Origin of the sequence: Rhizobium sp. 768_B6_N1_8 (assembly GCF_051811225.1) — a bacterium.
In the GTDB taxonomy this organism is placed as follows: domain Bacteria; phylum Pseudomonadota; class Alphaproteobacteria; order Rhizobiales; family Rhizobiaceae; genus Rhizobium.
Genome location: NZ_JBPWPV010000001.1, coordinates 3,956,553 through 3,980,000 on the forward strand (window position 1 = coordinate 3,956,553; position 23,448 = coordinate 3,980,000).

16 protein-coding genes, 1 tRNA gene, 2 rRNA genes and 1 riboswitch (1 of these 20 cut by a window edge) are annotated in these 23,448 nt (G+C 59.8%); of the genes, 10 read left to right on the forward strand and 9 right to left on the reverse strand.

Annotated elements, in window-relative coordinates:
* Nucleotides 1-89: 89 nt before the first annotated feature.
* Nucleotides 90-295, reverse strand: a riboswitch (cobalamin riboswitch).
* A 40-nt stretch (nt 296-335) separates the two neighbouring features.
* A complete protein-coding gene (locus tag AB8B33_RS20215; protein ID WP_439016680.1) occupies nt 336-2,645 on the reverse strand; it encodes a heavy metal translocating P-type ATPase in 2,310 nt (769 codons plus the stop codon).
* A gap of 71 nt (nt 2,646-2,716) precedes the next feature.
* Here AB8B33_RS20215 and AB8B33_RS20220 point away from each other — a divergent pair, with 71 nt between their 5' ends.
* Both AB8B33_RS20220 and AB8B33_RS20225 read left to right on the forward strand, forming a co-directional pair.
* Nucleotides 2,717-3,139 (forward strand): MerR family transcriptional regulator, encoded by a 423-nt coding sequence (locus AB8B33_RS20220; RefSeq protein WP_113325416.1) that lies wholly within the window; start codon nt 2,717-2,719, stop codon nt 3,137-3,139.
* A gap of 38 nt (nt 3,140-3,177) precedes the next feature.
* Complete coding sequence (locus AB8B33_RS20225; protein ID WP_439016681.1) at nt 3,178-4,389, forward strand: TIGR03862 family flavoprotein; 1,212 nt, start codon at nt 3,178-3,180, stop codon at nt 4,387-4,389.
* Here AB8B33_RS20225 and AB8B33_RS20230 read toward each other — a convergent pair.
* Both AB8B33_RS20230 and msrB read right to left on the reverse strand, forming a co-directional pair.
* Entirely contained in the window at nt 4,376-6,247 is a 1,872-nt protein-coding gene (locus AB8B33_RS20230) for a cytochrome c biogenesis protein DipZ (RefSeq protein ID WP_439016682.1), read from the reverse strand. The two genes, AB8B33_RS20225 and AB8B33_RS20230, sit on opposite strands and share 14 nt — an antisense overlap.
* Before the next feature lie 16 nt (nt 6,248-6,263).
* Entirely contained in the window at nt 6,264-6,752 is a 489-nt protein-coding gene (gene msrB / locus AB8B33_RS20235; protein ID WP_113325418.1) for a peptide-methionine (R)-S-oxide reductase MsrB, read from the reverse strand.
* A 409-nt stretch (nt 6,753-7,161) separates the two neighbouring features.
* Here msrB and AB8B33_RS20240 point away from each other — a divergent pair, with 409 nt between their 5' ends.
* From AB8B33_RS20240 to AB8B33_RS20275, 8 genes are all read left to right on the forward strand, one after another.
* A complete protein-coding gene (locus AB8B33_RS20240) occupies nt 7,162-8,121 on the forward strand; it encodes a helix-turn-helix domain-containing protein (protein ID WP_439016683.1) in 960 nt (319 codons plus the stop codon).
* A gap of 169 nt (nt 8,122-8,290) precedes the next feature.
* Complete coding sequence (gene adh / locus AB8B33_RS20245) at nt 8,291-9,799, forward strand: aldehyde dehydrogenase (RefSeq protein WP_439016684.1); 1,509 nt, start codon at nt 8,291-8,293, stop codon at nt 9,797-9,799.
* Nucleotides 9,800-9,872: 73 nt separating this feature from the next.
* Nucleotides 9,873-10,268, forward strand: a complete 396-nt coding sequence (locus AB8B33_RS20250; RefSeq protein WP_439016685.1) for a DUF779 domain-containing protein — start codon at nt 9,873-9,875, stop codon at nt 10,266-10,268.
* 87 nt (nt 10,269-10,355) lie between these two features.
* Nucleotides 10,356-10,952, forward strand: coding sequence for a DJ-1/PfpI family protein (locus AB8B33_RS20255; protein WP_439016686.1), 597 nt, complete (start codon nt 10,356-10,358; stop codon nt 10,950-10,952).
* Nucleotides 10,953-10,974: 22 nt separating this feature from the next.
* Nucleotides 10,975-11,325: a ribbon-helix-helix domain-containing protein gene (locus AB8B33_RS20260; protein ID WP_007820318.1), complete on the forward strand. Its 351-nt coding sequence runs from the start codon at nt 10,975-10,977 to the stop codon at nt 11,323-11,325.
* Nucleotides 11,326-11,508: 183 nt separating this feature from the next.
* Nucleotides 11,509-12,642: a calcium:proton antiporter gene (locus AB8B33_RS20265; protein WP_439016687.1), complete on the forward strand. Its 1,134-nt coding sequence runs from the start codon at nt 11,509-11,511 to the stop codon at nt 12,640-12,642.
* A gap of 204 nt (nt 12,643-12,846) precedes the next feature.
* Entirely contained in the window at nt 12,847-13,998 is a 1,152-nt protein-coding gene (locus tag AB8B33_RS20270; RefSeq protein WP_439016688.1) for an efflux RND transporter periplasmic adaptor subunit, read from the forward strand.
* A gap of 89 nt (nt 13,999-14,087) precedes the next feature.
* A complete protein-coding gene (locus AB8B33_RS20275) occupies nt 14,088-17,255 on the forward strand; it encodes an efflux RND transporter permease subunit (protein WP_439016689.1) in 3,168 nt (1,055 codons plus the stop codon).
* 63 nt (nt 17,256-17,318) lie between these two features.
* On the opposite strand, the gene AB8B33_RS20280 is transcribed toward AB8B33_RS20275, so the two are convergent.
* From AB8B33_RS20280 to AB8B33_RS20305, 6 genes are all read right to left on the reverse strand, one after another.
* Complete coding sequence (locus AB8B33_RS20280) at nt 17,319-17,648, reverse strand: hypothetical protein (protein ID WP_113325427.1); 330 nt, start codon at nt 17,646-17,648, stop codon at nt 17,319-17,321.
* Nucleotides 17,645-18,433, reverse strand: a complete 789-nt coding sequence (locus tag AB8B33_RS20285) for a DUF2092 domain-containing protein (protein ID WP_439016690.1) — start codon at nt 18,431-18,433, stop codon at nt 17,645-17,647. The genes AB8B33_RS20280 and AB8B33_RS20285 overlap by 4 nt, the downstream gene beginning before the upstream one ends.
* A gap of 154 nt (nt 18,434-18,587) precedes the next feature.
* The gene (locus AB8B33_RS20290) at nt 18,588-19,388 is read right to left on the reverse strand and encodes a hypothetical protein (RefSeq protein ID WP_439016691.1); all 801 of its coding nucleotides are present in this window, start codon (nt 19,386-19,388) and stop codon (nt 18,588-18,590) included.
* 594 nt (nt 19,389-19,982) lie between these two features.
* Nucleotides 19,983-20,059, reverse strand: a tRNA-Met gene (locus AB8B33_RS20295).
* A gap of 222 nt (nt 20,060-20,281) precedes the next feature.
* Nucleotides 20,282-20,396 (reverse strand): 5S ribosomal RNA (rrf, locus tag AB8B33_RS20300).
* A 213-nt stretch (nt 20,397-20,609) separates the two neighbouring features.
* Nucleotides 20,610-23,448 (reverse strand): 23S ribosomal RNA (locus AB8B33_RS20305) (it continues 48 nt past the right edge of the window).

Consider the following 23,448-nt stretch of genomic DNA (forward strand, 5'->3'; position numbering starts at 1 on the left):
TATGGGCAAGGCTGCGGCGCAACGCATCGACGAGATACGGCCATGGGAATGCCGTCTCGCGCAAGCGGCACACCGGGACACCCCGCCCGTGGACGTTATCTATCGCGGCAGGTCTCCTGGCTTGCGGGTCATCGACATCGTCCAGTCTTCCCGGGCGTCTTCCCAGTGACGTCGAAGGACGGTGTCTATCCGCTTACAGTTGCGGGGGCAGCTTCGGTCTTGGCGATGGCCGCACCGAATTCCCTCTTAGCTTGGGATCAACAGATCCCAAGAACCAACGATCCGGCAAGCATGCACCCGCCGCATCGCAACGTCAATATGATATAAAGAAATCTTTATGTCTTTATCTGAAGAAGCCGAAGTGCATTCATCGTCACCAGCACGGTCGCACCCGTATCGGCGAGGATCGCCGGCCACAGGCCGGTGATGCCGATGATGGTGGTAACCAGGAACACGGCCTTCAGCCCGAGCGCGATGGTGATGTTCTGAAAGATATTGCGCATCGTCCGCTTCGAAAGGTCGATCATCCGGGCTACGTCGCCGACACGCCCATGCAGCACAGCCGCATCCGCCGTCTCCAGCGCCACGTCGGTGCCGCCGCCCATGGCGATGCCGACATCGGCAGCGGCAAGTGCCGGCGCGTCATTAATGCCGTCACCCACCTTGGCGACGAACAGACCTTCCTTCTTCAGTTCGCCAACAATGCGCTGCTTGTCCTGCGGCAGGAGTTCGCCGCGCCAGTCGATGCCGAGATCGCCGGCAACGGCTGCCGCCGTGCGCTTGTTGTCGCCGGTCAGCATGATGGCGCGCACGCCAGCTGCCTTCAGCGTCGCAAGCCCGCTCTTTGCGTCTTCACGAGGTTCGTCGCGCATGGCGATGAGACCGGCGGCGACACCATTGACGAGCAGCACCGAGACGCTCTTGCCCGCGCCGTTCAGCACCGCGACCTGTTCGTCCTGCTCCGCATTCAGCGCCCCGCGCTCGCGCGCAGCCGGCGGCGACAGGAGATCGAGCGTCTCCCCACCCACCTTGCCGGTCATGCCCTTGCCGGGAAGCGCTTCGACTTCGAAAGCCGGCGGCACGGGTACTCCATCAGCCTTGGCGCGATTGAGAATTGCCAGCGCCAGCGGATGGCTGGAGCCTTGCTCCAGAACGGCAGCGCGCGAAAGTACCTCTGCCTCGGTGCGTCCGTAAGAAATTATATCGGTGACCTGTGGTTTGCCTTCGGTCAGCGTACCGGTCTTGTCGAAGGCAACGGCCGTCACCTTGCCGAGCGATTCCAGAACCGCCCCGCCCTTCATCAGCAGACCGCGGCGCGCGCCCGCCGAAAGCGACGCGGCAATCGCCGCCGGTGTGGAAATGACCAGCGCGCAGGGGCAGCCGATCAGCAGGATTGCGAGACCCTTGTAGACCCATTCGCCCCATGCCCCGCCCATCAGCAACGGCGGCAAAACGGCGACCAGAGCCGCCACGACGACGACACCAGGCGTATAATAGCGGGAGAAGCGATCGATGAAGCGCTCCGTCGGCGCCTTCGATTCCTGGGCTTCCTCCACCAGCTTGACGACGCGGGCAATCGTATTGTCCTCGGCAGCGGCCGTGACACGGACGCGCAGCGCCGCATCGCCATTGACCGTGCCGGCGAAGACCATCTCGCCTGCGCCCTTGCGAACCGGCGTGCTTTCGCCCGTCACCGGCGCCTCATCGATAGCGCTTTCGCCGGAAACAATTGTCCCGTCGGCGGAAATCCGGTCTCCCGGACGCACGAGAATGACGGAGCCGACGGAAAGCGTCTCAGCTGGCACTTCCTTCACCTCGCCGCCCGTCTCGAGCAGCGCATTCTTAGGCACCAGCGTCGTCAGCGACTGGATGCTGGCGCGCGCCTTGCCGGCAGCCACGCCTTCCAGCAATTCGCCGACGAGGAACAGGAAGACGACCGTCGCCGCCTCTTCCCCCGCATTGATGATGACAGCGCCGACAGCGGCAATCGTCATCAGCATCTCGATCGAAAAGGGCGTGCCGGAAAGGGCGGCCATGACCGCGCGGCGGGCAATCGGCACCAGCCCGACCAGCATGGCAACGATGAAAGCATAGGGGGCAATCGACGGCACCAGATGGCCGAGCACGTAGGCGGCAACGAGTGCGAGGCCGGAAAGGATCGTCAACCGGCCTTTCTTGCTCTGCCACCAGGGACCGGTGATCGGCCCATGATCATGGCCGTGCAGCCCCTCGACCTCCTCGGCGCTGTGCGAATGATCGTGACCGGCATGATCGTGAGCATGGCCTTCGTGGTCATGATCGTGATGGTCGTGATCATGATGCTCATGCCCATCGTGATCGTGATCGTGGCCATGGTCGTGCCCATGATCGTGGTCGTGATGCGCATGGTCATGACCGGTCTTGCTCTCGCGAGCAGGAGCCTTGCCGGTGAGCGGAGCAACCGAATAGCCGAGGCCGGTCACCCTCTTCTCGATCGCTTTGAGATCGCTGCTGCCATCGTGGCGCACCGTCATCGTGCCTGCTGTCACCGACACGGAGACGTCTTCGACGCCGGGCACGCGTCTGACGGCGGTATCGATTTTCGTTGCGCAGGCGGCGCAATCCATTCCGCCAACCCGGTACCGTGCCTGTGCTGCTTCGCTCATGATTTCGATCCTTGCTAGTAAGCAGTATCGTTCCTACATCCTCTAGCGACTAGAGGTGCAAGAGGAAAATCATGAAAAAGATCACCATCGGTGAAGCCGCCCGCCAGAGCGGCGTCAAGGTGCCGACGATCCGCTATTATGAGGGCATCGGCTTGTTGTCTGCTCCAAGCCGTAGCGAGGGCAATCAGCGCTCCTACGAACCATCAGACCTCAACCGCCTCGCCTTCATCCGCCACGCCCGCGAACTCGGCTTCGAGATCGATGCAATCCGCACATTGCTGCAGCTGCAGGACGACCCTCACCAGTCCTGCGCATCCGCCGATGCCATCGCCAAGGCCCGCCTGATCGACGTCGAACAGCGCATCCGCAGCCTCAATGCCCTGAAGGCGGAACTGGAGCAGATGGTCGAGGGCTGCGGCCATGGCCGCGTCGATCAGTGCCGGGTCATCGAGGTGCTCGCCGACCACGGCAAGTGCGTGCATCCGCATCACTGAGACTTGCGCTCGCCGACCGCCCGCGCCAAGAAGGCGCTATGAACCAGAAGACGATCGCAGTCATCGGCGGCGGCCCGGCCGGCCTTTCGGCAGCCGAAGTATTGTCGGCAAGCGGCCATGCCGTTTCCATCTATGATGCGATGCCGACCTTTGCCCGCAAGTTCTTGCTCGCCGGCAAGTCCGGCCTCAACATCACCCATTCCGAAGACTACGAGCGCTTCGCTACCCGCTTTGGCGGTGCCAATCCCCATCTACGCGCCGCCCTCGACGCCTTCACCCCGGCCGATATCCGCGCCTGGGCGGCAGACCTCGGCACCGAAACCTTCGTCGGTTCCTCCGGCCGGGTCTTTCCCAATGTCATGAAGGCCTCGCCGTTGCTGCGCGCCTGGCTCGCCCGTCTGGAAGCCCGCGGCGTCAGCTTCTTCACCCGCCACCGATGGATCGACTTTGCAGAAGGCGGCCATGTTTTCGAAACGCCCGACGGCTGCAAGACCATATCCTGCGACGCCACACTGCTCGCACTCGGCGGTGCCAGCTATCCGCGTCTCGGCTCGGATGCCGGTTGGGTGCCGCTACTCTCCGAACGCGGCATAGCGATCGCGCCGTTTCGCCCCGCCAATTGCGGTTTCGATGTCGCCTGGAGTGAACTCTTCCGTGATCGCTTCGCCGGAGAGCCGCTGAAATCGGTGACGGCAACATCAGGCGCCGGGACATTTCCAGGCGAATTCGTCATTAGTAAACACGGCATCGAAGGCAGCCTCGTCTATGCCCACTCGGCCGCTTTGCGTGACGACCTGCTGCAGCATGGCAAGGCAACCCTCTCGATCGACCTTGCTCCCGGCCGCACGCTCGAACGCCTGTCTCGTGATCTCGCCCGGCAGGATACCAAGACAAGTTTCTCCAACCGCCTGCGCAAGGCCGCCGGCCTCGACGGCGTAAAGGCAGCACTTCTGCGCGAGCTCATGCCGGAGACCGATCGCAACGATCCTCAAAAACTCGCCGCCGCCATCAAGGCCCTACCTGTTCCATTGCTGCGCCCACGCCCGATCGCAGAGGTCATATCCTCTGCCGGCGGCATCGCCTTCAGCGAAATCGACGAGAGCTACATGCTGAAACATCTCCCTGGCACTTTTGCAGCCGGAGAAATGCTGGATTGGGAGGCGCCGACGGGCGGCTATCTGCTGACTGCCTGTTTCGCCACGGGCCGAGCCGCAGCGAGAGGCGTCGAGGGCTGGTTCAGCCGAAGGTGAAGGCGAAAGCCTGCACGCCGGGATCGAGGAAATGGATCTCGAACGTGTGGTCGCTGACTGACCCGGCTTCCCGCACCAGCTGGTAGAGCCGCTGCACTGTCACCGTGCCCTTGCCATCGGCATCCGTATCCACGCCATGCCCGTCGCCAGGCGCCTTGCCGTCGACCGTCACCTGAAAGCGCACCGGCTTGCCATCCGCACCAGGTCCGAGAACCAGATGCAGGTCGCGGGCATGGAAGCGGTAGTAGATGCTGCCATCGGCGCCGTTCAGCGTTGCCTGTTCAGGGCCGACTGTCCAGTTGCCGGTGAGGCCCCACTCATTGAGCTTGGGCGTCGCAGCGACATAATCATGAGCAGCATCGTTGACCGTGCCCTTGTCGTCGACGAAGTTCTGCGAGCGGGAATAACCGACATAGGTTTCCGGCGACTGCACATTGGCCGTATCGGAAGCAGCTTCGGCACCCGTGGCCTTCACATCGACGATATCGCTGGAAATGCCGGTCTTGCCGGCTTCGGCCAACAGTTGCTGGATTACCCGTTCGGACTGGTCGTAATCGCCCTCGCCGAAATGATGGTGGCGTATCTGCCCCTTCGCATCGATGAAATAATGCGCCGGCCAGTATTCATTGTCGAAGGCCCGCCAGATCGCATAATTGTTATCGACTGCGACCGGATAGGTGATGCCGAGATCGGAAATCGCCTTCTTCACATTGTCGACATTCTTCTCGAAGGCGAATTCCGGCGAATGCACGCCGATGACAACGAGGCCTTGATCCTTGTACTTTTCAGCCCAGGCTTCGACATAGGGAATGGCGCGCAGGCAGTTGATGCAGGAATAGGTCCAGAAGTCGACGAGCACGACCTTGCCCTTCAACTGCTCGGCCGTCAGCGGCCCTGAATTCAGCCATTGCACGGCCCCATCAAGCGGCGACATCTGGCCTTCGACCGGCAGCTGCTCGGCGGCACCCTTCGGCTTCATCGCCATTATCATCGAGTTGCCGCTCGTTGCGGCTGGGTTGCCAGATATCATCATCTGATCGTTGCCCGTCATTGCCATCGAGCCACCGCCGCCAGCCGGCATCACCACGGATTTCATGGAGCCGCCCGCATTGTCGGCCGTCCGCTGCTGCGGATGGAAACGATCGACCAGCCCTTGTTCCAGAAGATTGGTGCTGGCAAGCGACGCCTGCGTCAGGAAGCCCGTATCGAGGCCAAGCGCAATCGCCACGACAGCGACGAGAACCGCCACGCCGACTCCGCGCCGCAGCCATTCGCCGACACCAAGAGATCGCTTCATCGTCTGATAGACCTTGCCGCCGATGAGAAGCGCAAGTGCAAGCGAGGTTGCGGCACCCAGCGCATAGGCAAGCAGCAGCAGCGTCGTGCCGACATTCGCGCCCTGAAGCGCCGCACCCGTGAGGATGAGGCCGAGAACCGGCCCGGCGCAAGGCGCCCAGAGCAGGCCGGTCGCAACGCCGAGCAGCAACGAGGCGGCAATGGCCGAACCACCGCCACGCGTGCTTTTATCGGCGGACTGTGACAGGCGCGCACCGAGCGAAACGAGCGGCCGCGTCAGATAGTCGGACAGCGCCGGAAAGAGCAGGATGACGCCGAAGATCGCAAGCAGCACGATGGCGGCATAGCGGCCATATTCATTGGCCTGCACGGCCCATCCGCCGCCGACGGCCGCCAGTGTCGCGACCCCGGCAAATGTCGCGGCCATGCCGACGAGCATCGGCAGCGTGCTGCGCAGGAAAGGCTGGCCGGCACGGGCGAAAACGAAGGGCAGCACCGGCAGGATGCAGGGGCTGACAATCGTCAGCACCCCACCGAGATAGGCAAGGACGAAGAGAAGCATCGCAATAATCCGTCTATCAGGCAGAAGCCGGGTGGAATGTCATGGCCACGCCGTTCATGCAGTAGCGCAATCCGGTCGGCTTCGGTCCGTCGTTGAAGACGTGACCCAGATGCCCACCGCAACGGCCGCAATGGACGGCATCGCGCACCATGCCGAAGGAGGTATCGTGCGTCGTGCCGACGACCTTGTCGTCAAGCGGCGCCCAGAAACTCGGCCAGCCAGTACCGCTGTCGAATTTCGTGGTCGAGGAAAATGCCTCCTGATCGCAGCCCGCACAGGCGAAATTGCCCTTGCGTTCTTCGTGCAGCAACGGGCTGGTGAAGGGATATTCCGTTCCCTCCTGCCGCAGCACCGAATATTGATCCGGCGTCAGAAGCTTGCGCCACTCTTCGTCGGTATGGGTAACGGCGAAGCTCTCCTCCGCCATGGCGTGGCTGCCAAAACCGAAGCGCAGGGCAAAGGCGCCAAGTCCGGCAGTGGTCAGCAGCAATCGTCTGTTCATCATCGCTTTGCTTCTCCTAGTCAGCAGCTGCGACAGGTTCTCTTGTCTGGTAGACAACGCCGGGCGGGACTTATTCCCGGCATAGCGATTTTTCTTTCGGTGTTGCCTACTGAGGAAACTACGAAGCCGCGCTGCGATCTGTTTCACTGTCACCAGCGCAAACACTGAAATGTGAAGTCCGCGATATCAGCAGCCAGCACCCGCCGGCGGTTGTATCCAAAGAAATACGACGCTATTCCTCAAAATCAGCCTCGGCAAGCAGCCGGCTGGTCGGATTATCGCGATCACGATGCTCGGACGGACAGCGCAACTGTCTCAGAAATGCGACACCCGTCATCGGGCGCCATGCCGGCCTGATTGCAAAGCTGCCATATTTACATCAGAATATGCGCAAGTTCTGGGAGGAGCATCTATGCACGAACAATCCGCGCATGCGGAGCATGTCTATACGTGGGCCCAGCAAAATTCGGCTGCGGCCAGCTCTCCAATCGTGGCTTCCTGGCGGCGCTGCATGACAATGTACCAGCTGGCGCCAGAGGATAAGCGCGTGCCGCTGCGCCTCACCGAACAGGAATTCGGCCTGGCGCGGGAGCAATCCGAACAATTGATCGCCGATGCCCGGGAGGAACTCGACCGCCTCTTTGCAACCGTCGGCAAGGCGGGCTGCTGCCTGCTGCTGACGGATCGCAATGGCATTGCGCTTGAGCGCCGCGGAGCCGCCGGCAATGATAAGGAATTCCACGATCTCGGCCTCTGGACCGGTTCCGTCTGGACCGAAGCCAGCATCGGCACCAACGGCATCGGCACGGCACTCGCCGACGACCGCGCCGTCGCCGTTTTCCGCGACCAGCATTTCTATTGCTCCAACATCAAGCTGAGCTGCACCACTGCGCCGATCCGCGATCACCGCGGCCTGCTGGCCGCTGCGCTGGACATTTCTACCTGCCGCGACGACGTCAATGAGATGACGCTGAGCATCCTCTCGCAAGCCGTGCGTGATGCGGCGATGCGCATCGAGCTCAACCTCTTCCGTTCCGCCTTTGCAGGTGCCCGCTTCGTCATGGTGCCGGCCGGCGTCAATTCCGCCAATGCGCTGCTCGCCGTCGACCGACATGACCTCGTTCTCGGCGCTACGCGTGCCGCTCGCCTTGCGCTCAAGCTGGACGACAGGCACATCGCCGCCGGCATTCCGGCCTCCGATGCGCTGCATGAAGGCCGCGTCTCGCAGGAAGAAGAGATGGCCGAAGCCGAAAAGGCGGCGCTCCTGCGCGCGCTGTCGCGCACGCATGGCAATGTCTCCCAGGCCGCCGCAGCCCTTGGCATCAGCCGTGCTACACTGCACCGGAAGATGAAGAAACTCGACTTGCACTGACATCAGGCCAAAGGTTCAATCACGAATTCGTGGTACCATCGGAACCTGTCGCAACTCTGCGACACTGTGCGCTGCGGTATTGCGGAGCGACCCTGTTCCATCAGCCAAAAGCGACACAGATTTCCTCTCACTGGTTCGATCCGGAACCCGTTCATCAAGGGAGGATGACATGCTTCATCAGAAAATCGTCGAGTCGCCGTACAAGCTGAAATACGGCAACTATATCGGTGGCGAATGGCGTGAGCCGATCGGCGGCAAATATTTCGACAACGTTACGCCCGTCACCGGCGGCAAGCTCTGCGAAATCCCGCGCTCGGATGAAAAGGACATCAACGCGGCGCTCGATGCCGCCCATGCCGCGAAGGAAAAATGGGGCCGCACTTCCACCACCGAGCGCTCCAACATCCTTATGAAGATCGCCCAGCGCATGGAAGACAAGCTGGAGCTTCTGGCCCAGGCCGAAACCTGGGACAACGGCAAGCCGATCCGTGAAACCATGGCGGCCGACATCCCGCTCGCCATCGACCACTTCCGCTATTTTGCTTCCTGCATCCGCGCCCAGGAAGGCACGATCGGCGAAATCGACCATGACACCGTCGCCTATCACTTCCATGAGCCGCTCGGCGTCGTCGGCCAGATCATTCCCTGGAACTTCCCGATCCTGATGGCGACCTGGAAGCTGGCCCCGGCTCTCGCCGCCGGCAATTGCGTCGTCATCAAGCCGGCAGAACAGACGCCCGCCTCGCTCTTGCTCTGGGCAGAACTCGTCGGCGATCTCCTGCCGCCCGGCGTGCTCAACATCGTCAACGGTTTTGGTCTCGAAGCCGGCAAACCGCTCGCTTCCAGCCCGCGCATCGCCAAGATCGCCTTCACCGGCGAGACGACGACGGGCCGCCTCATCATGCAATATGCCAGCCAGAACCTCATTCCGGTCACGCTGGAACTCGGCGGCAAGTCGCCCAACATCTTCTTCGCCGATGTGGCAGCCGAGGATGACGACTTCCTCGACAAGGCTCTCGAAGGCTTCGCCATGTTTGCGCTGAACCAAGGCGAAGTTTGCACCTGCCCGAGCCGCGCCCTTATCCAGGAATCGATCTATGACCGCTTCATGGAAAGGGCCGTCAAACGCGTCGAAGCCATCACGCAGGGCAACCCGCTCGACCCTGCAACGATGATCGGCGCCCAGGCCTCCACAGAGCAGATGGAAAAGATCCTCGCTTACCTCGATATTGGTAAGCAGGAAGGCGCGCAGGTCCTTACCGGCGGCTCGCGCAACGACCTCGGCGGCGAGTTGTCTGAGGGCTATTACATCAAGCCGACCATCTTCAAGGGCCACAACAAGATGCGTGTGTTCCAGGAAGAAATCTTCGGCCCTGTTGTCTCGGTCACCACCTTCAAGGATGAGAAGGAAGCGCTCGAGATCGCCAATGACACGCTCTACGGCCTCGGCGCCGGTGTCTGGACCCGCGACGGCAACCGCGCCTATCGCTTCGGCCGGGAAATCCAGGCCGGTCGCGTGTGGACCAACTGCTATCACGCCTATCCGGCCCATGCGGCCTTCGGTGGCTACAAGCAGTCCGGTATCGGTCGCGAAACGCACAAGATGATGCTCGATCACTACCAGCAGACCAAGAACATGCTGGTCAGCTACAGCCCGAAGAAGCTCGGCTTCTTCTGAGAAGCAACCGATCGTGCTATTATCGCGCCTCCTCCCTTCACGGGGAGGAGGTATTGTCTTGGAGGAGGCAATCATGGAACAAATGGTCAATGGCGAACCGCGCGTGCTAGCAACCGATGCAGCGCTCGACCTCATCAAGGAAATCCAGCGGGATTATCCAGAGATCCTCTTCCATCAGTCCGGCGGCTGCTGCGATGGCTCCTCGCCCATGTGCTACCCCACGGACGATTTCATTGTCGGCGACCAGGACGTGAAACTCGGTGAAATCGGCGGTGTGCCCCTCTATATCAGCGCCAGCCAGTTCGAGGCCTGGAAGCATACCCAGCTCATCATCGACGTCGTGCCAGGACGCGGCGGCATGTTTTCGCTCGATAACGGCCGCGAGAAACGCTTCCTCACTCGTTCGCGCATGTTCGGTGGCGGTGAGGCCTGCGCCGTCCCCGATGTGAGAACCCACGCGACCACCTGATCGGGAATTCCGTGTAGTATTCCCTTAGTACCCGCGGCCCGCGATCCTTTGTTAAAGTCCATCTGTTGGTTTTTACGGGAGGAAGAAATGCCAGCGTCCAAAATACTGATGATTACAGGTGATTTCACCGAAGATTATGAAACCATGGTGCCGTTCCAGACGCTGCTTGCCTGCGGCTATACGGTCCATGCCGTCTGCCCCGGCAAGACTGCCGGCCAGACAGTTGCCACCGCCATCCACGATTTCGAAGGCGACCAGACCTATTCGGAAAAGCGTGGTCACAACTTCGCACTGAACGCCACATTCGAAAGCATTCGCGCCGAGGATTACGATGCGCTCGTCATTCCGGGCGGCCGTGCGCCGGAATATCTGCGCCTCAACCCCGATGTCATCAAGGCTGTGAGGCATTTCTTCGATGCCAGCAAGCCGGTCGCCGCGATCTGCCACGGCGCGCAGCTTTTGGCCGCTGCCGGCGTGCTGAAGGGCCGCACCTGCTCAGCCTATCCCGCCTGCCGCCCGGAAGTCGAGCTTGCCGGTGGTACCTATGCCGATATCGCCATTACCGATGCCGTCTCCGACGGCAATCTCGTTACAGCACCGGCATGGCCGGCCCACCCCTCGTGGCTGCGCCAGTTCATGACGGTGCTTGATGCGGCAACGACCCTGGAGACCAATGCCGCCTGAGTGGACCCGCGGGAGGAACGTGATGTGTGAACTGTTCATCAAGGCCGATGCGCGGCTCTGGGAAAGCACAACCCGGTCGTTGCGCATCGACGGCATGGTCACCAGCGTGAGGCTGGAGAATTTCTTCTGGTCAAAGCTGGAGGAAATTGCCACCCGCGACGGCATGAACGTGGTCCAGCTGATCACCAGGCTACACCACGAGTCGATCGACGCCGGCCATGACCTTGGCAACTTCACCTCGTTCCTCCGCGTCTGCTGCGCCCGCTATCTGGATCTCCAGCTCGCCGGGGATATCCCTGCCGATCTCTCGAGGCCGATTGCCGGCCTCAATGCCCCGGAAATTCTTGGGCGAGAGAAGCGGAAATATCATTGAATCGTCCCAAGCCGGAGGCGATGATTTTTAGATAGGCGGAATGCCCCTCTGCGTGAGACAATCGCTCGCAGCCGCCGCCAAGCCGCACCGGTCGGTTTGCCCACGCGGCGGAGAGAGCGGAGAGGAAAATGGCAGCGCGCTTAGTTGTAGTGCGAGGATACTCCGTGGCCGGTAGTGGTCCCGATGACTGACAGTTCCGCATTGCGCACCACCAGTATGGCGGGCATCGTCCGCGAGGAATGGTTCTTTGGCGTGAGCGTCGCGACCAGCCTCGCCTTCCTTGCTTTCTCTGAAGCAATCTTCGCGAAACTATCTCAACCCTTCTGGTTCACCCTCATTTTCCTGTGGCTTTTTGGCGTTGTGCTCGGGTCAGCCCTATCGGTCGTTCGCCACGCCGATCATCTGGCAGAGCAGCTTCGAGAGCCCTACGGGACCCTCATCCTGACCCTTGCGATTACCTCAATCGAAGTGATGGCGATCTCGGCTGTCATGCTGCATGGGGAAAACAATCCAACGCTCGCACGCGACACGCTGTTTGCCGTCGTCATGATCATCCTGAACGGCATGGTTGGCCTGTCGCTGCTCTTCGGCGCCTGGCGGCGGGAAGATCAGCAGCACAATCTGCATGGCGCCAATGCCTATCTCGGCGTCATCGTGCCGCTCGCGACCCTCAGCCTCGTCATGCCGACTTTTCTCGCCGGCCCGGATGGTCCGCACCCCTCGGCCCCGAGGCAGATGTTTCTCGGCATCGTCTCGATTGGTCTCTACAGCATATTCCTGCTGCTGCAGGCCGGCCGCCATCAGCGCTACTTCGCCGAAGACGGCAACCACCATGAACAGCACATCGTCAACATGCGGCACCATCGGACGGTATGGCATCATGCCGTTCTGCTGCTTGCCTACATGGGACCGGTCGTCTTCCTGGTTGAACAGCTTGCCAGGCCGATTGACTACGTCATCGAAACCCTGCACGCACCGACAGCCTTTGGAGGTGTGGTCATGGCGGTGCTTGTCGCGACACCCGAGGCGATCAGCGCCGTGCGCGCCTCCGTCGCCAACCATCTGCAGCGTTCCATCAACATCTTCCTCGGCTCAGTCCTGTCGACGATCGGCCTGACCGTGCCGGCCATGCTGGCAATCAGCCACTTCTACGGGCATCCCGTCACGTTGGGGCTTCAGGGCCCGGATCTCGTAATGTTCGTGCTGACGCTCACCGTCAGCATCATTACCTTTTCAAGCGGCCGCACCAATCTCATGCAAGGCGCGGTTCATCTGGTGCTGTTTGTGGCTTACGTACTGCTCATTACTCAGCAGTGAGCACAAATCTGCGAACTGAACTGTTACCGGGATTACGCGGTCACCAATCATTTAGGCACAGCTAAATTGCGTGCCGGGAACTATTGCAATTTCGGACAATCCCGCGACATAGTACCACACGCCTGAAACCACCCGGCGGCTTATGGGGGTCACCGCAAAGGCGCGCAGCAAGACCGGGGCATATAGATCGTCGGGGCAGCAGCAATGCGTGAGGGATTGCATCGGGGTCTGCAGATTTTCGTAACGCTCATCGGCACGGCAGCGCTCACTGCATGCGATGGAAGCAGCAATACCTACGTCCCGCCTCCGCCGCCAGCCGTTCGCGTCGCCCAGCCGGTCCAAGAGCCAATCACCCTCTATTTCGAGCTGACCGGCAATACCGCACCGCTGAACTCGGTCGATATCGAAGCACGCGTCCAAGGCTATCTTCAATCGATCGATTATCAGGATGGCACGACGGTGACGAAGGGCACCAAGCTCTTCGGCATCGAGCGCGATACCTATCAGGCGCAGCTCGACCAGGCAAAGGCATCGCTCGCCTCGCAACAGGCGTCCCAGGTCGGCGCCAAGCAGGAATATGACCGTCAGGTCAATCTTATGAAGCAACAGGTCACCACGCAGACAGCCGTTGACAGCGCCAAGGCGACGCTCGATGAAGCGAACGCGTCCATCCTCAACGCCCAGGCCAATCTCGAACTCGCGACGATCAATCTCGGCTATACCGAAGTGCTTGCCCCCTTCGACGGCACGGCGACCAACCACCTCGTCGATATCGGCACGCTGGTCGGCGTGTCAGGCCCGACCAAACTTGCGAGCATCGTCCAGACGGACCCGATCTATGCCTATTTCAACGTCAGCGAAACCCAGGTGCTGCTGATCAAGGATATGCTGAGAAAGCAGGGACGCACGTTCAAGCAGACGGACCTGCCGAGCATCCCTACCGAACTCGGCCTACAATCCGAGGAAGGCTATCCGCACAAGGGACATCTGGACTACGTCTCGCCGCAACTCGATGCATCGACCGGCACGCTTCAGGTCCGGGCTCTGTTCGACAACAAGGACAAGGCCATGCTGCCCGGCCTCTTCGTGCGCGTTCGCGTACCGATCGGCCAGAATGAGAAGGCGCTGCTCGTGCGCGACGACGCGATCGCAACCAACCAACTCGGCAGCTATCTGCTCGTTCTCGGCAAGGATGACACCGTCGAACAGAAACAGGTCAAGACTGGCCAGCGCGAAGGCGCCCTCCGCGTCATCGAATCCGGCCTCGAACCCGCCGACTGGGTCGTCATCCAGGGCATCCAGCAGGCGATTCCAGGCAGCAAGGCTGCGCCCGAGAAAATCGACATGAAACCGTAGCCGGCAGAAGCCGGCGCCGATGCAAAGGCCACAACGACGACGCAGTAAAATCCGCCACCCGCTTCATCTGAAAGTCCAAGGACAACAGCATGATCTCGCGCTTCTTCATCGAACGGCCGGTGCTCGCCAATGTTCTGGCATTGGTCTTTGTTCTCATCGGCGCGGTGGCTCTCTTCCAACTCCCGGTCGCGCAATATCCGAATGTCGTTCCGCCGACAGTGCAGGTGACGACCCGCTTTCCGGGCGCCAGCGCCAAGACGCTCGTCGATACGGTCGCCCTGCCGATCGAGCAGCAGGTCAACGGCGTGCAGGACATGCTCTACATGCAGTCCACAAGCGCCAGCGACGGCACCTATTCGCTGACCGTAACCTTCGCGATCGGCACCGATCCTGACCAGGCGCAGGTGCTTGTGCAGAACCGCGTTGCGATCGCCATGTCGTCGCTTCCGCAGTCGGTTCAGGTTCAGGGCGTCAGCACCCAGAAGAAATCGACAGCGATCCTCGGCTTCGTCAGCCTGACTTCACCTGATAGCCGCTATGACAGCCTGTTCCTCTCCAATTATGCGGTCATTAACCTCCAGAACGAACTTGCCCGCCTGCCCGGCGTCGGCAACGTCACGGTCTTCGGCGCCGGCCAATATGCCATGCGCATCTGGATGGATCCGAACCTTCTGCAGGCCCGCGGGCTCACGCCGCAGGATATCGTCAATGTCGTGCAGCAGCAGAGCCAGGAGGTCACCGCCGGCCAGATCGGCATTCCGCCGGTTCCCCAAGGACAGACATTCCAATACACGCTGAACATCAATGGCCGGCTGAACGATGCCGTTGACTACGAAAACATCATCGTCAAGGTCGATGGCTCGGACGGCGGACGGGTAACGCGCATCCGCGATATCGGCTGGGTAGAATTGGGTGCGCAGACCTATAGCCAGACCTTCATGCAGAATGGCCGACCGGCTGCGGGCATCGGTATCTCCCAATTGCCGGAAGCAAACGCCATTGCTGTGGCCCAGGCAGTCGATGTGAAGATGGCGGAACTGGCGAAGGCCTTCCCCCCGGGCCTCGAATATCATCTCCCCTTCGACACGACGAAATTCGTCAAAGCGTCGATCAACGAAGTCTATGTCACGCTGATCGAGGCAGGCGTTCTCGTTCTCATCGTCATTCTGCTGTTTCTGCAGGACTGGCGAGCCATGCTCGTGCCGGCGACGACTGTTCCCGTCACCATCATCGGCGCCTTTGCCGCGATGGCGGCCATGGGCTTTACCGTCAACCTCTCCACTCTGTTCGCAATCGTCCTCGCCATCGGCATCGTCGTCGATGACGCCATCGTCATTGTCGAAGGTGTCGCGAGACATATCGAGGCGGGCATGTCCGGCAGGCAGGCAGCCGAAAAGGCGATGGAAGAACTGCTCGGCCCCGTCATCGGTATCACTCTGGTGCTGATGGCCGTCTTCATTCCAGCCGCCTTCCTGCCGGGGCTGACGGGCCAGCTTTATCGCCAGTTTGCTCTCGTGATCGCCGCCACGGCGCTGATCAGCGCCATCAACGCCGTGACGCTGAAACCGACGCAATGCGCCCTCTGGCTGCGCACACCGGTGCCTCCCGAGAAGCGGAACTTCGTCTATCGCGGCTTCAACCGGATCTACGGCTGGGGCGAACACGGATACGTCCGGCTGATCGGCTCGATGACGCGCCACGCCGCCGCGATGGTCATCCTTGCGCTGGCGCTGATGGGCATCGCCGTCTGGGGGCTGACACGCGTGCCGACTGCATTCCTGCCGATTGAGGACCAGGGCTACGTGCTGATCGGCGCGCAGCTGCCGGATGGCGCCTCCAAGGAGCGCACCGACGCTGTCATGGCGGAGGTCGGCAAGATCGCCCAGGCGACACCAGGCGTCGATCAGGTATTGACGATCAGTGGCATATCCGTTCTCGACAACAATGCCAGCCTGCAGAATGCCGGCGTTGCCTATGTCGTGCTGAAGGACTGGGACGAAAGGCTCAAGGAAAAGGGTCAGGATCTCCTGTCCATCTACCAGCATCTGAACGGCGCGCTGCAAAACGTACTGGTTGCGAAAACCCTGGTCATCGTGCCGCCCCCGATCCAGGGTGTCGGCAATGCCAGCGGCTTCACGATGCAAGTAGAGCTCAAGAATGGTGTTTCCGACTATGCACTGTTGCAGTCCCTTACCGATACGATTGTGAAAAATGGCGAAGCCCAGTCATCACTGCAAAGGCTGAGCACGTCGTTCCGCTCGAATGTGCCACAGCTTGAGGTCGTGGTCGACCGTATCAAGGCCGAGACGTTGGGCGTCACTGTCGGACAGGTTTTCTCCGCGCTGTCGGGCTACGTCGGATCGAGCTATGTGACACAGTTCAACAAGTTTGGCCGCACGTTCCAGGTCTATGCCCAGGCATCTCCGGAATTCCGCGTCAGTCCTGACGATATCCGCAATCTGGAGGTCAAGGCCGGCGATGGCACGATGGTGCCGCTCGGAACCGTCGTCGATATCAAGCCGATGCAAGGCCCCTCACTGATCAGCCTCTACAACCTCTACCCGTCAGCAACCATCGTTGGCGGACCTGCCGCCGGCTTCAGCTCCGGCCAGGCGCTCGACGTCATGGAGCAGATCGCCGACCAGACCTTGCCGACAGGAACCGGCTACGAGTGGACGGCGCTCTCCTACCAGGAAAAGGCGGTCGGCGGACAGATCTACTATATCTTCGCGCTCGGCATGCTGCTCGTCTACTTCGTGCTTGCGGGCCAATATGAAAGCTGGATCCTGCCGCTTGCCGTGCTGCTGGCCGTCCCGCTTGCCCTGCTCGGCACCGTCGGCGCGCTGATGGCGGCGGGTGTCGCCAACAACCTCTACACCCAGATCGGCTTGATCCTTTTGATCGCGCTGGCATCGAAGAACGCTATCCTGATCGTCGAATATGCGCGTGAAAAGCGTGAGGAAGGCATGGAGATACTGGATGCCGCGGTCGAGGCGGCCCGCCTGCGCTTCCGCCCGATCCTCATGACATCCTTCGCCTTCATTCTCGGCGTGCTGCCGCTCGTCCTGGCAACGGGGGCCGGCGCATCCGCCCGCAAGTCGATCGGCATATCGGTCTTCAGCGGCATGATCGCATCGACCTGCCTTGCCGTGCTGTTCGTTCCGTCCTTTTATGTCGTGCTGCAGCGCCTCGAAGAATTCAGAAGGCGCCGCAGCAAAGCTCCGGCGGTCGCAGATGCGGAAATGAAGGTGCAATAGAGCAATTCCAGCAATAGTGTGCAGCGGTTTGTGTCCGGAAATGCTCCGGCCTCGGATGGGAGCCTATTGCACGATCACTTGCACGTAAACGCCACCGCTCTTGGCGTAGTACAAACCGCCGCAGCGGTAATAATAGCCGCCATAATAAGGGCCGTAGAGACAGCCGGGAGGCAGGACGGCAATGGTCGTCGCCGTTCGCCGGACAACCCGACGCGTCGTCCGGCGGGCAACGCCAGCATAGGAGAGCGGCGTTAGAGGCCGACCGATGACGGCACCCGCCGGTGTGGCAAAGCCGATCGACACTGGCAGCGGACCTTGCCCCTCTATACGAAAATCCGTGAAAGTCATCACGCCGGCAAGGCAGAAGGCGAAAAAGAGCTTGCTGCGGGTCATTGCATCTCTCCTTTAACGGCAGGCGCGGGAAGCTCATCGATCGATTGGAGTTCGCTCAGATCCACGGTCTTGGCATTGGCCGGGATCTTGATGTTGTAGGACGTGGCAGCAACGTCCGCTCCGCTTTTGAAGTCGCTGATCTCGAGCGTGTATTGCGGTCCCTGGACGACGTGCTTGCTGGTGATCACATAGCGCCGCGGTATCGGCTGCGGTCCCGTCTGTATCCAAATCTGCCAGTCGAGTTCCGGCGTACGGAAGGCCAGATATTCGCATTCCACGCCATCCACGAAGGCGCTGGAAATGTGCTTCGCCTCGGTCACGTCAGTCATCAGGATATCGTAGACATGCGCCGACAAAAGATCGGCGCCCGGCGCCTCGACGCCAGCATCGGCGAGCCTGTCGATCAGCTCATCGAGCGAGCCTTTACCGTCGATCTTCGCGTAAGCGTCGAGGTTTTTGCCATGTACGGTCAGCGTTGAACCGTCGAAGCTGACATCGATATCGGCAAAGCCGCCGGTTCTCGTAACGCGCAGTTTGTCAGGCCGGGTGATATTGGCCGTACCCGAACTGACGAATTGCAGCTTCTCGAAGTCCGGCGTCACCGCCTCGAGTGAGGACTGGTAGTTGAAGGATATTGTCTTCTGCGCCACCAGAAAATCGGACATGGCCTTCAGAAGATCTTTTGCATCATCCGCCCATGCATGGTTTGGTAGAACGAGGCCGGCGACAACAGCGGAATAACTCAATACTCGTTTCAATCGCGATAGATGAGAAGTCGATGACATGGCAACTGCCTTTCATTTGTGTCGTCATTGAATTCATCGAATGCGGAGATTTCGGATCGTGCTGTGACGATCGCGGAATGGCTGTGCGGAACCATCAGGAGAATGCCTGACGCTCAGACATTCCCAGCGAACCCGGATACGAATTGGAAGGCCGCTACAGCCCCGAGGTCAGCACCCTGTGGCAGGCTGGCGATACGCGCTGTAGATTGTCCCGGAGGCACGAGATGACCCGCCCCCCGCCGATCGGCACCATTCGGCAAAAAGCCCGGAAGTCAGGCCCGCAGGTCTCGCGCACGATCATCATTTCCTCGCGCGGAGAGAAGACAGGCATGGCAGCTGGCCGGGTGGCCGGCGGCGTGGCAGCTGTTGCAGCACCTGCACCGGCTGCGGGCGCGCCTGCTGCACCGATGGCCGCAACGGCCTGCTGGCAAGGTGCCGACAGGCGGGCGCTATGCTGCTGCAGGCAGGAGAGTGCCGCGGCACCTCCCGGTGTCACTCCGGAGCATTGCGCCATGAAATCGGAACGGCACGCTGACTTGACGGCATCGCGCTGCGCCTCGGTCGGTTGAGCCGCCGTCTGAGCACCGGCTGCCGGTGCCGGCGTCGCCGCCCCTGTCGTAACAGGCGCCGTTTGAGATGGTTCTGCAGATGTCGATTTCGGCTTGGCGGTAATCGCTGACACCGCCTTACGGCAGGCGGCGGAAAGGGTGGAATCATGTTGCTGCAGGCAGGTCAGCGCCTCGACGCCGCCCGGCTGCACGCCGGAGCATTGTGCGATGAAATCGGAACGGCATGCCGCCCGAACCTCGTTGCGTTGCTCTTCGGTGGGCGTCTGGGCAAAGGCAATCCCGGTAAGAAGACTGGCAGCACAGAAGACGCTCGATACCGATAGACCAAACGGAAACCAACGCCCCCTGCGCCGTATTGCCGATCGAGAAGATGCATATTTTCGCATTGTTCCCCTCCTGGAAAGTTCATCGATTTACGGCATGAAAACAAATACTCCGGCTGAACGAGACAGCAGACCTGGAAAGACCAAAAGAAATCCGTGCGCGGAAACTTGAAGCACCACGCAAGATTACTTTAGCACATTCGAATTTTCGAGAGTAGGCGTGAATATCCGGATAAGGATTAGCCCACTATGTTTACGACGAACCGAAACGTTGACAACGGCGCTGCCGATTTATTCCGGCTAGCTGTGGTTTTTCCGAGGATCAGATAAATTCCGGCGTTGTGGCGGGCTGCGGTGGCTGGAGACGATGGGCGTCGCCGCTTCTCGCAACAATAAAACAACCCGCTTTGCGGCGGGCTTGTGGTTTTGTGTTGCGGCATTGCTGCATTCGCTGCGTAGACCCTTGCGGTTATGGCGGTACTTTGGGAGCGAGGCGCTGGGATGGCCATCGAAGATGAGTCTTAGCGCCTGCGATAGCGGACTTCGGTATTTCGGGGAGAAGGAATTGCACGGAGCCCGACGATGCGAGCGCTGGTGCAGACATACGAAAGCCCTCCGATATGGAGGGCTTTTTCGTTTTGATCTTCGGAAAGAGTTTGGTTGCGGGGGCAGGATTTGAACCTGCGGCCTTCAGGTTATGAGCCTGACGAGCTACCGGGCTGCTCCACCCCGCGTTATCCAGGCGACGCTAGCGTCGTCCGTCCAGGTTTTTGCCTATTGGCAAAATACCGACCGATTTTTGCCTCTGGCAAAATATCGTCTGCGTAAATCGCTTTGCAATTTGTCTCGTGTTCCTGTGGCCCCAAACACAAAAGGCCGCTTTGCGAGCGGCCCTTTGATCGGCTTTGGGCCGTAAGTTTCGTAAAGAGAAGATTTACACGAGTTGCGTTTTGCAGACCTGGCAGCGACCGACTCTCCCGCGTCTTAAGACGAAGTACCATAGGCGCTGGGGCGTTTCACGGCCGTGTTCGGAAAGGGAACGGGTGCAGCCACCCCGCCATGACCACCAGGTCAGCGAAGCGCAACTTGTGTTGAGAAGCTGGTGGATGTTTTCACATCCTTTTATTTGAACACGTCTTACCTTTCGCGAGGCACCTTCGGCCAGAAGGCCGCAAGCGCAAAGCGCGTCGCCGGTTGTCCGGCGCGCCGTCCGCAGCGCCTATGGCGCGTGAGGACAAAAGGTCAGGCTTATCGAACTTTGTTCGATGAGCATAGTCAATGAGAACGATCAAGCCAATCGAGCTATTAGTACCGGTAAGCTTCATGCGTTGCCGCACTTCCACACCCGGCCTATCAACGTGGTCGTCTTCCACGGCTCTGATAGGGAATACTCGTTTCCAGGTGGGTTTCCCGCTTAGATGCCTTCAGCGGTTATCCCGTCCATATATAGCTACCCTGCTATGCCCTTGGCAGGACAACAGGTCCACCAGAGATATGTCCATCCCGGTCCTCTCGTACTAGGGACAGATCCTGTCAATATTCCTACACCCACGGCAGATAGGGACCGAACTGTCTCACGACGTTCTGAACCCAGCTCACGTACCGCTTTAATTGGCGAACAGCCAAACCCTTGGGACCTGCTCCAGCCCCAGGATGCGATGAGCCGACATCGAGGTGCCAAACAACCCCGTCGATATGGACTCTTGGGGGTCATCAGCCTGTTATCCCCGGCGTACCTTTTATCCGTTGAGCGATGGCCCTTCCACGCGGGACCACCGGATCACTATGACCGACTTTCGTCTCTGCTCGACTTGTCAGTCTCGCAGTCAGGCGGGCTTATGCCATTGCACTCGACGACCGATTTCCGACCGGTCTGAGCCCACCATCGCGCGCCTCCGTTACTCTTTCGGAGGCGACCGCCCCAGTCAAACTACCCACCATACACTGTCCCGGACCCGGATAACGGGCCGCGGTTAGACATCCATGACGATAAGGGTGGTATTTCAAGGATGGCTCCACAGAAACTGGCGTCCCTGCTTCAAAGCCTACCACCTATCCTACACATGCCGACACGAATGCCAGTGTAAAGCTATAGTAAAGGTGCACGGGGTCTTTCCGTCTGACCGCAGGAACCCCGCATCTTCACGGGGAATTCAATTTCACTGAGTCTATGTTGGAGACAGCGGGGAAGTCGTTACGCCATTCGTGCAGGTCGGAACTTACCCGACAAGGAATTTCGCTACCTTAGGACCGTTATAGTTACGGCCGCCGTTTACTGGGGCTTCGATTCAAAGCTTGCACCTCTCCTCTTAACCTTCCAGCACCGGGCAGGCGTCAGACCCTATACGTCGTCTTGCGACTTCGCAGAGCCCTGTGTTTTTGATAAACAGTCGCTACCCCCTGGTCTGTGCCACCCCACAATAGTTGCCTACTATGGGGTCACGCTTCTTCCGAAGTTACGCGTGCAATTTGCCGAGTTCCTTCAACATAGTTCTCTCAAGCGCCTTGGTATACTCTACCTGACCACCTGTGTCGGTTTCGGGTACGGTCTATACGGTGGAGCTATTTCCTGGAACCGCTCCGCTGCCCATCCAATCCAATAAGAATGAACAACTTGTGCGATCCGTCACTACCACCAGGCCCACGAATATTAACGTGGTTCCCATCGACTACGCGTGTCCGCCTCGTCTTAGGGGCCGGCTAACCCTGCTCAGATTAACTTTAAGCAGGAACCCTTGGTCTTTCGGCGAGAGGGTCTCTCACCCTCTTTATCGTTACTCATGTCAACATTCGCACTTCCGATACCTCCAGGAGCCCTCACAGGTCTCCCTTCATCAGCTTACGGAACGCTCCGCTACCACTCCTCAAAGAGGAATCCTCAGCTTCGGTGCATGGCTTTAGCCCCGTTACATTTTCGGCGCAAAGACCCTTATTTAGACCAGTGAGCTGTTACGCTTTCTTTAAATGATGGCTGCTTCTAAGCCAACATCCTGGTTGTTTTGGGATCCTCACATCCTTTCCCACTTAGCCATGACTTGGGGACCTTAGCTGGAGGTTAGGGTTGTTGCCCTTTTCACGACGGACGTTAGCACCCGCCGTGTGTCTGCCTGGTAGTACTTCCCGGTATTCGGAGTTTGGTTAGGATCAGTAAGACGGTGAGTCCCCATAGCCCATCCAGTGCTCTACCCCCGGGAGTATTCGCCAGACGCTCTACCTAAATAGATTTCGCGGAGAACCAGCTATTTCCGAGTTTGATTGGCCTTTCACCCCTAGCCACAAGTCATCCCAATCTATTGCAACAGATGCGGGTTCGGTCCTCCAGTTGGTGTTACCCAACCTTCAACCTGCTCATGGCTAGATCACTCGGTTTCGGGTCTAATGCAACAAACTATATCGCCCTATTCAGACTCGCTTTCGCTGCGCCTACACCTACCGGCTTAAGCTTGCTTGTTACACTAAGTCGTTGACCCATTATACAAAAGGTACGCCGTCAGGGTTGCCCCCTCCGACTGTTTGTAGGCATCCGGTTTCAGGTACTATTTCACTCCCCTTGTCGGGGTGCTTTTCACCTTTCCCTCACGGTACTTGTTCGCTATCGGTCATGCACGAGTACTTAGGCTTGGAGAGTGGTCTCCCCATGTTCAGACAGGATTTCACGTGTCCCGCCCTACTCTAGGACATTAATGATATCTACGCGTACGGGGCTGTCACCCGCTACGGCCGCACTTTCCAGAGCGTTCCGCTTTAATCACTAATGCCACTGGCCTGGTCCGCGTTCGCTCGCCACTACTTGCGGAGTCTCGGTTGATGTCCTTTCCTGCAGGTACTTAGATGTTTCAGTTCCCTGCGTTCGCTTCTTACCCCTATGTATTCGAAAGTAAGATACCTTATAACAATGCTTGGAAACCTCTCCTGTTTGTCCTCACGGCCGAAGGCCTGCGGACAGCGCGCCGGATAACCGGCGACGGCCTCTGGCCTTGCGAAGCATCCGCTTCGACCAAACCAAAAGCCAACAGAACAGATTTCCCAAGCATTTAAGGTGGGTTTCCCCATTCGGAGATCCATGGATCAAAGCTTATTCGCAGCTCCCCACGGCTTATCGCAGCGTATCACGTCCTTCATC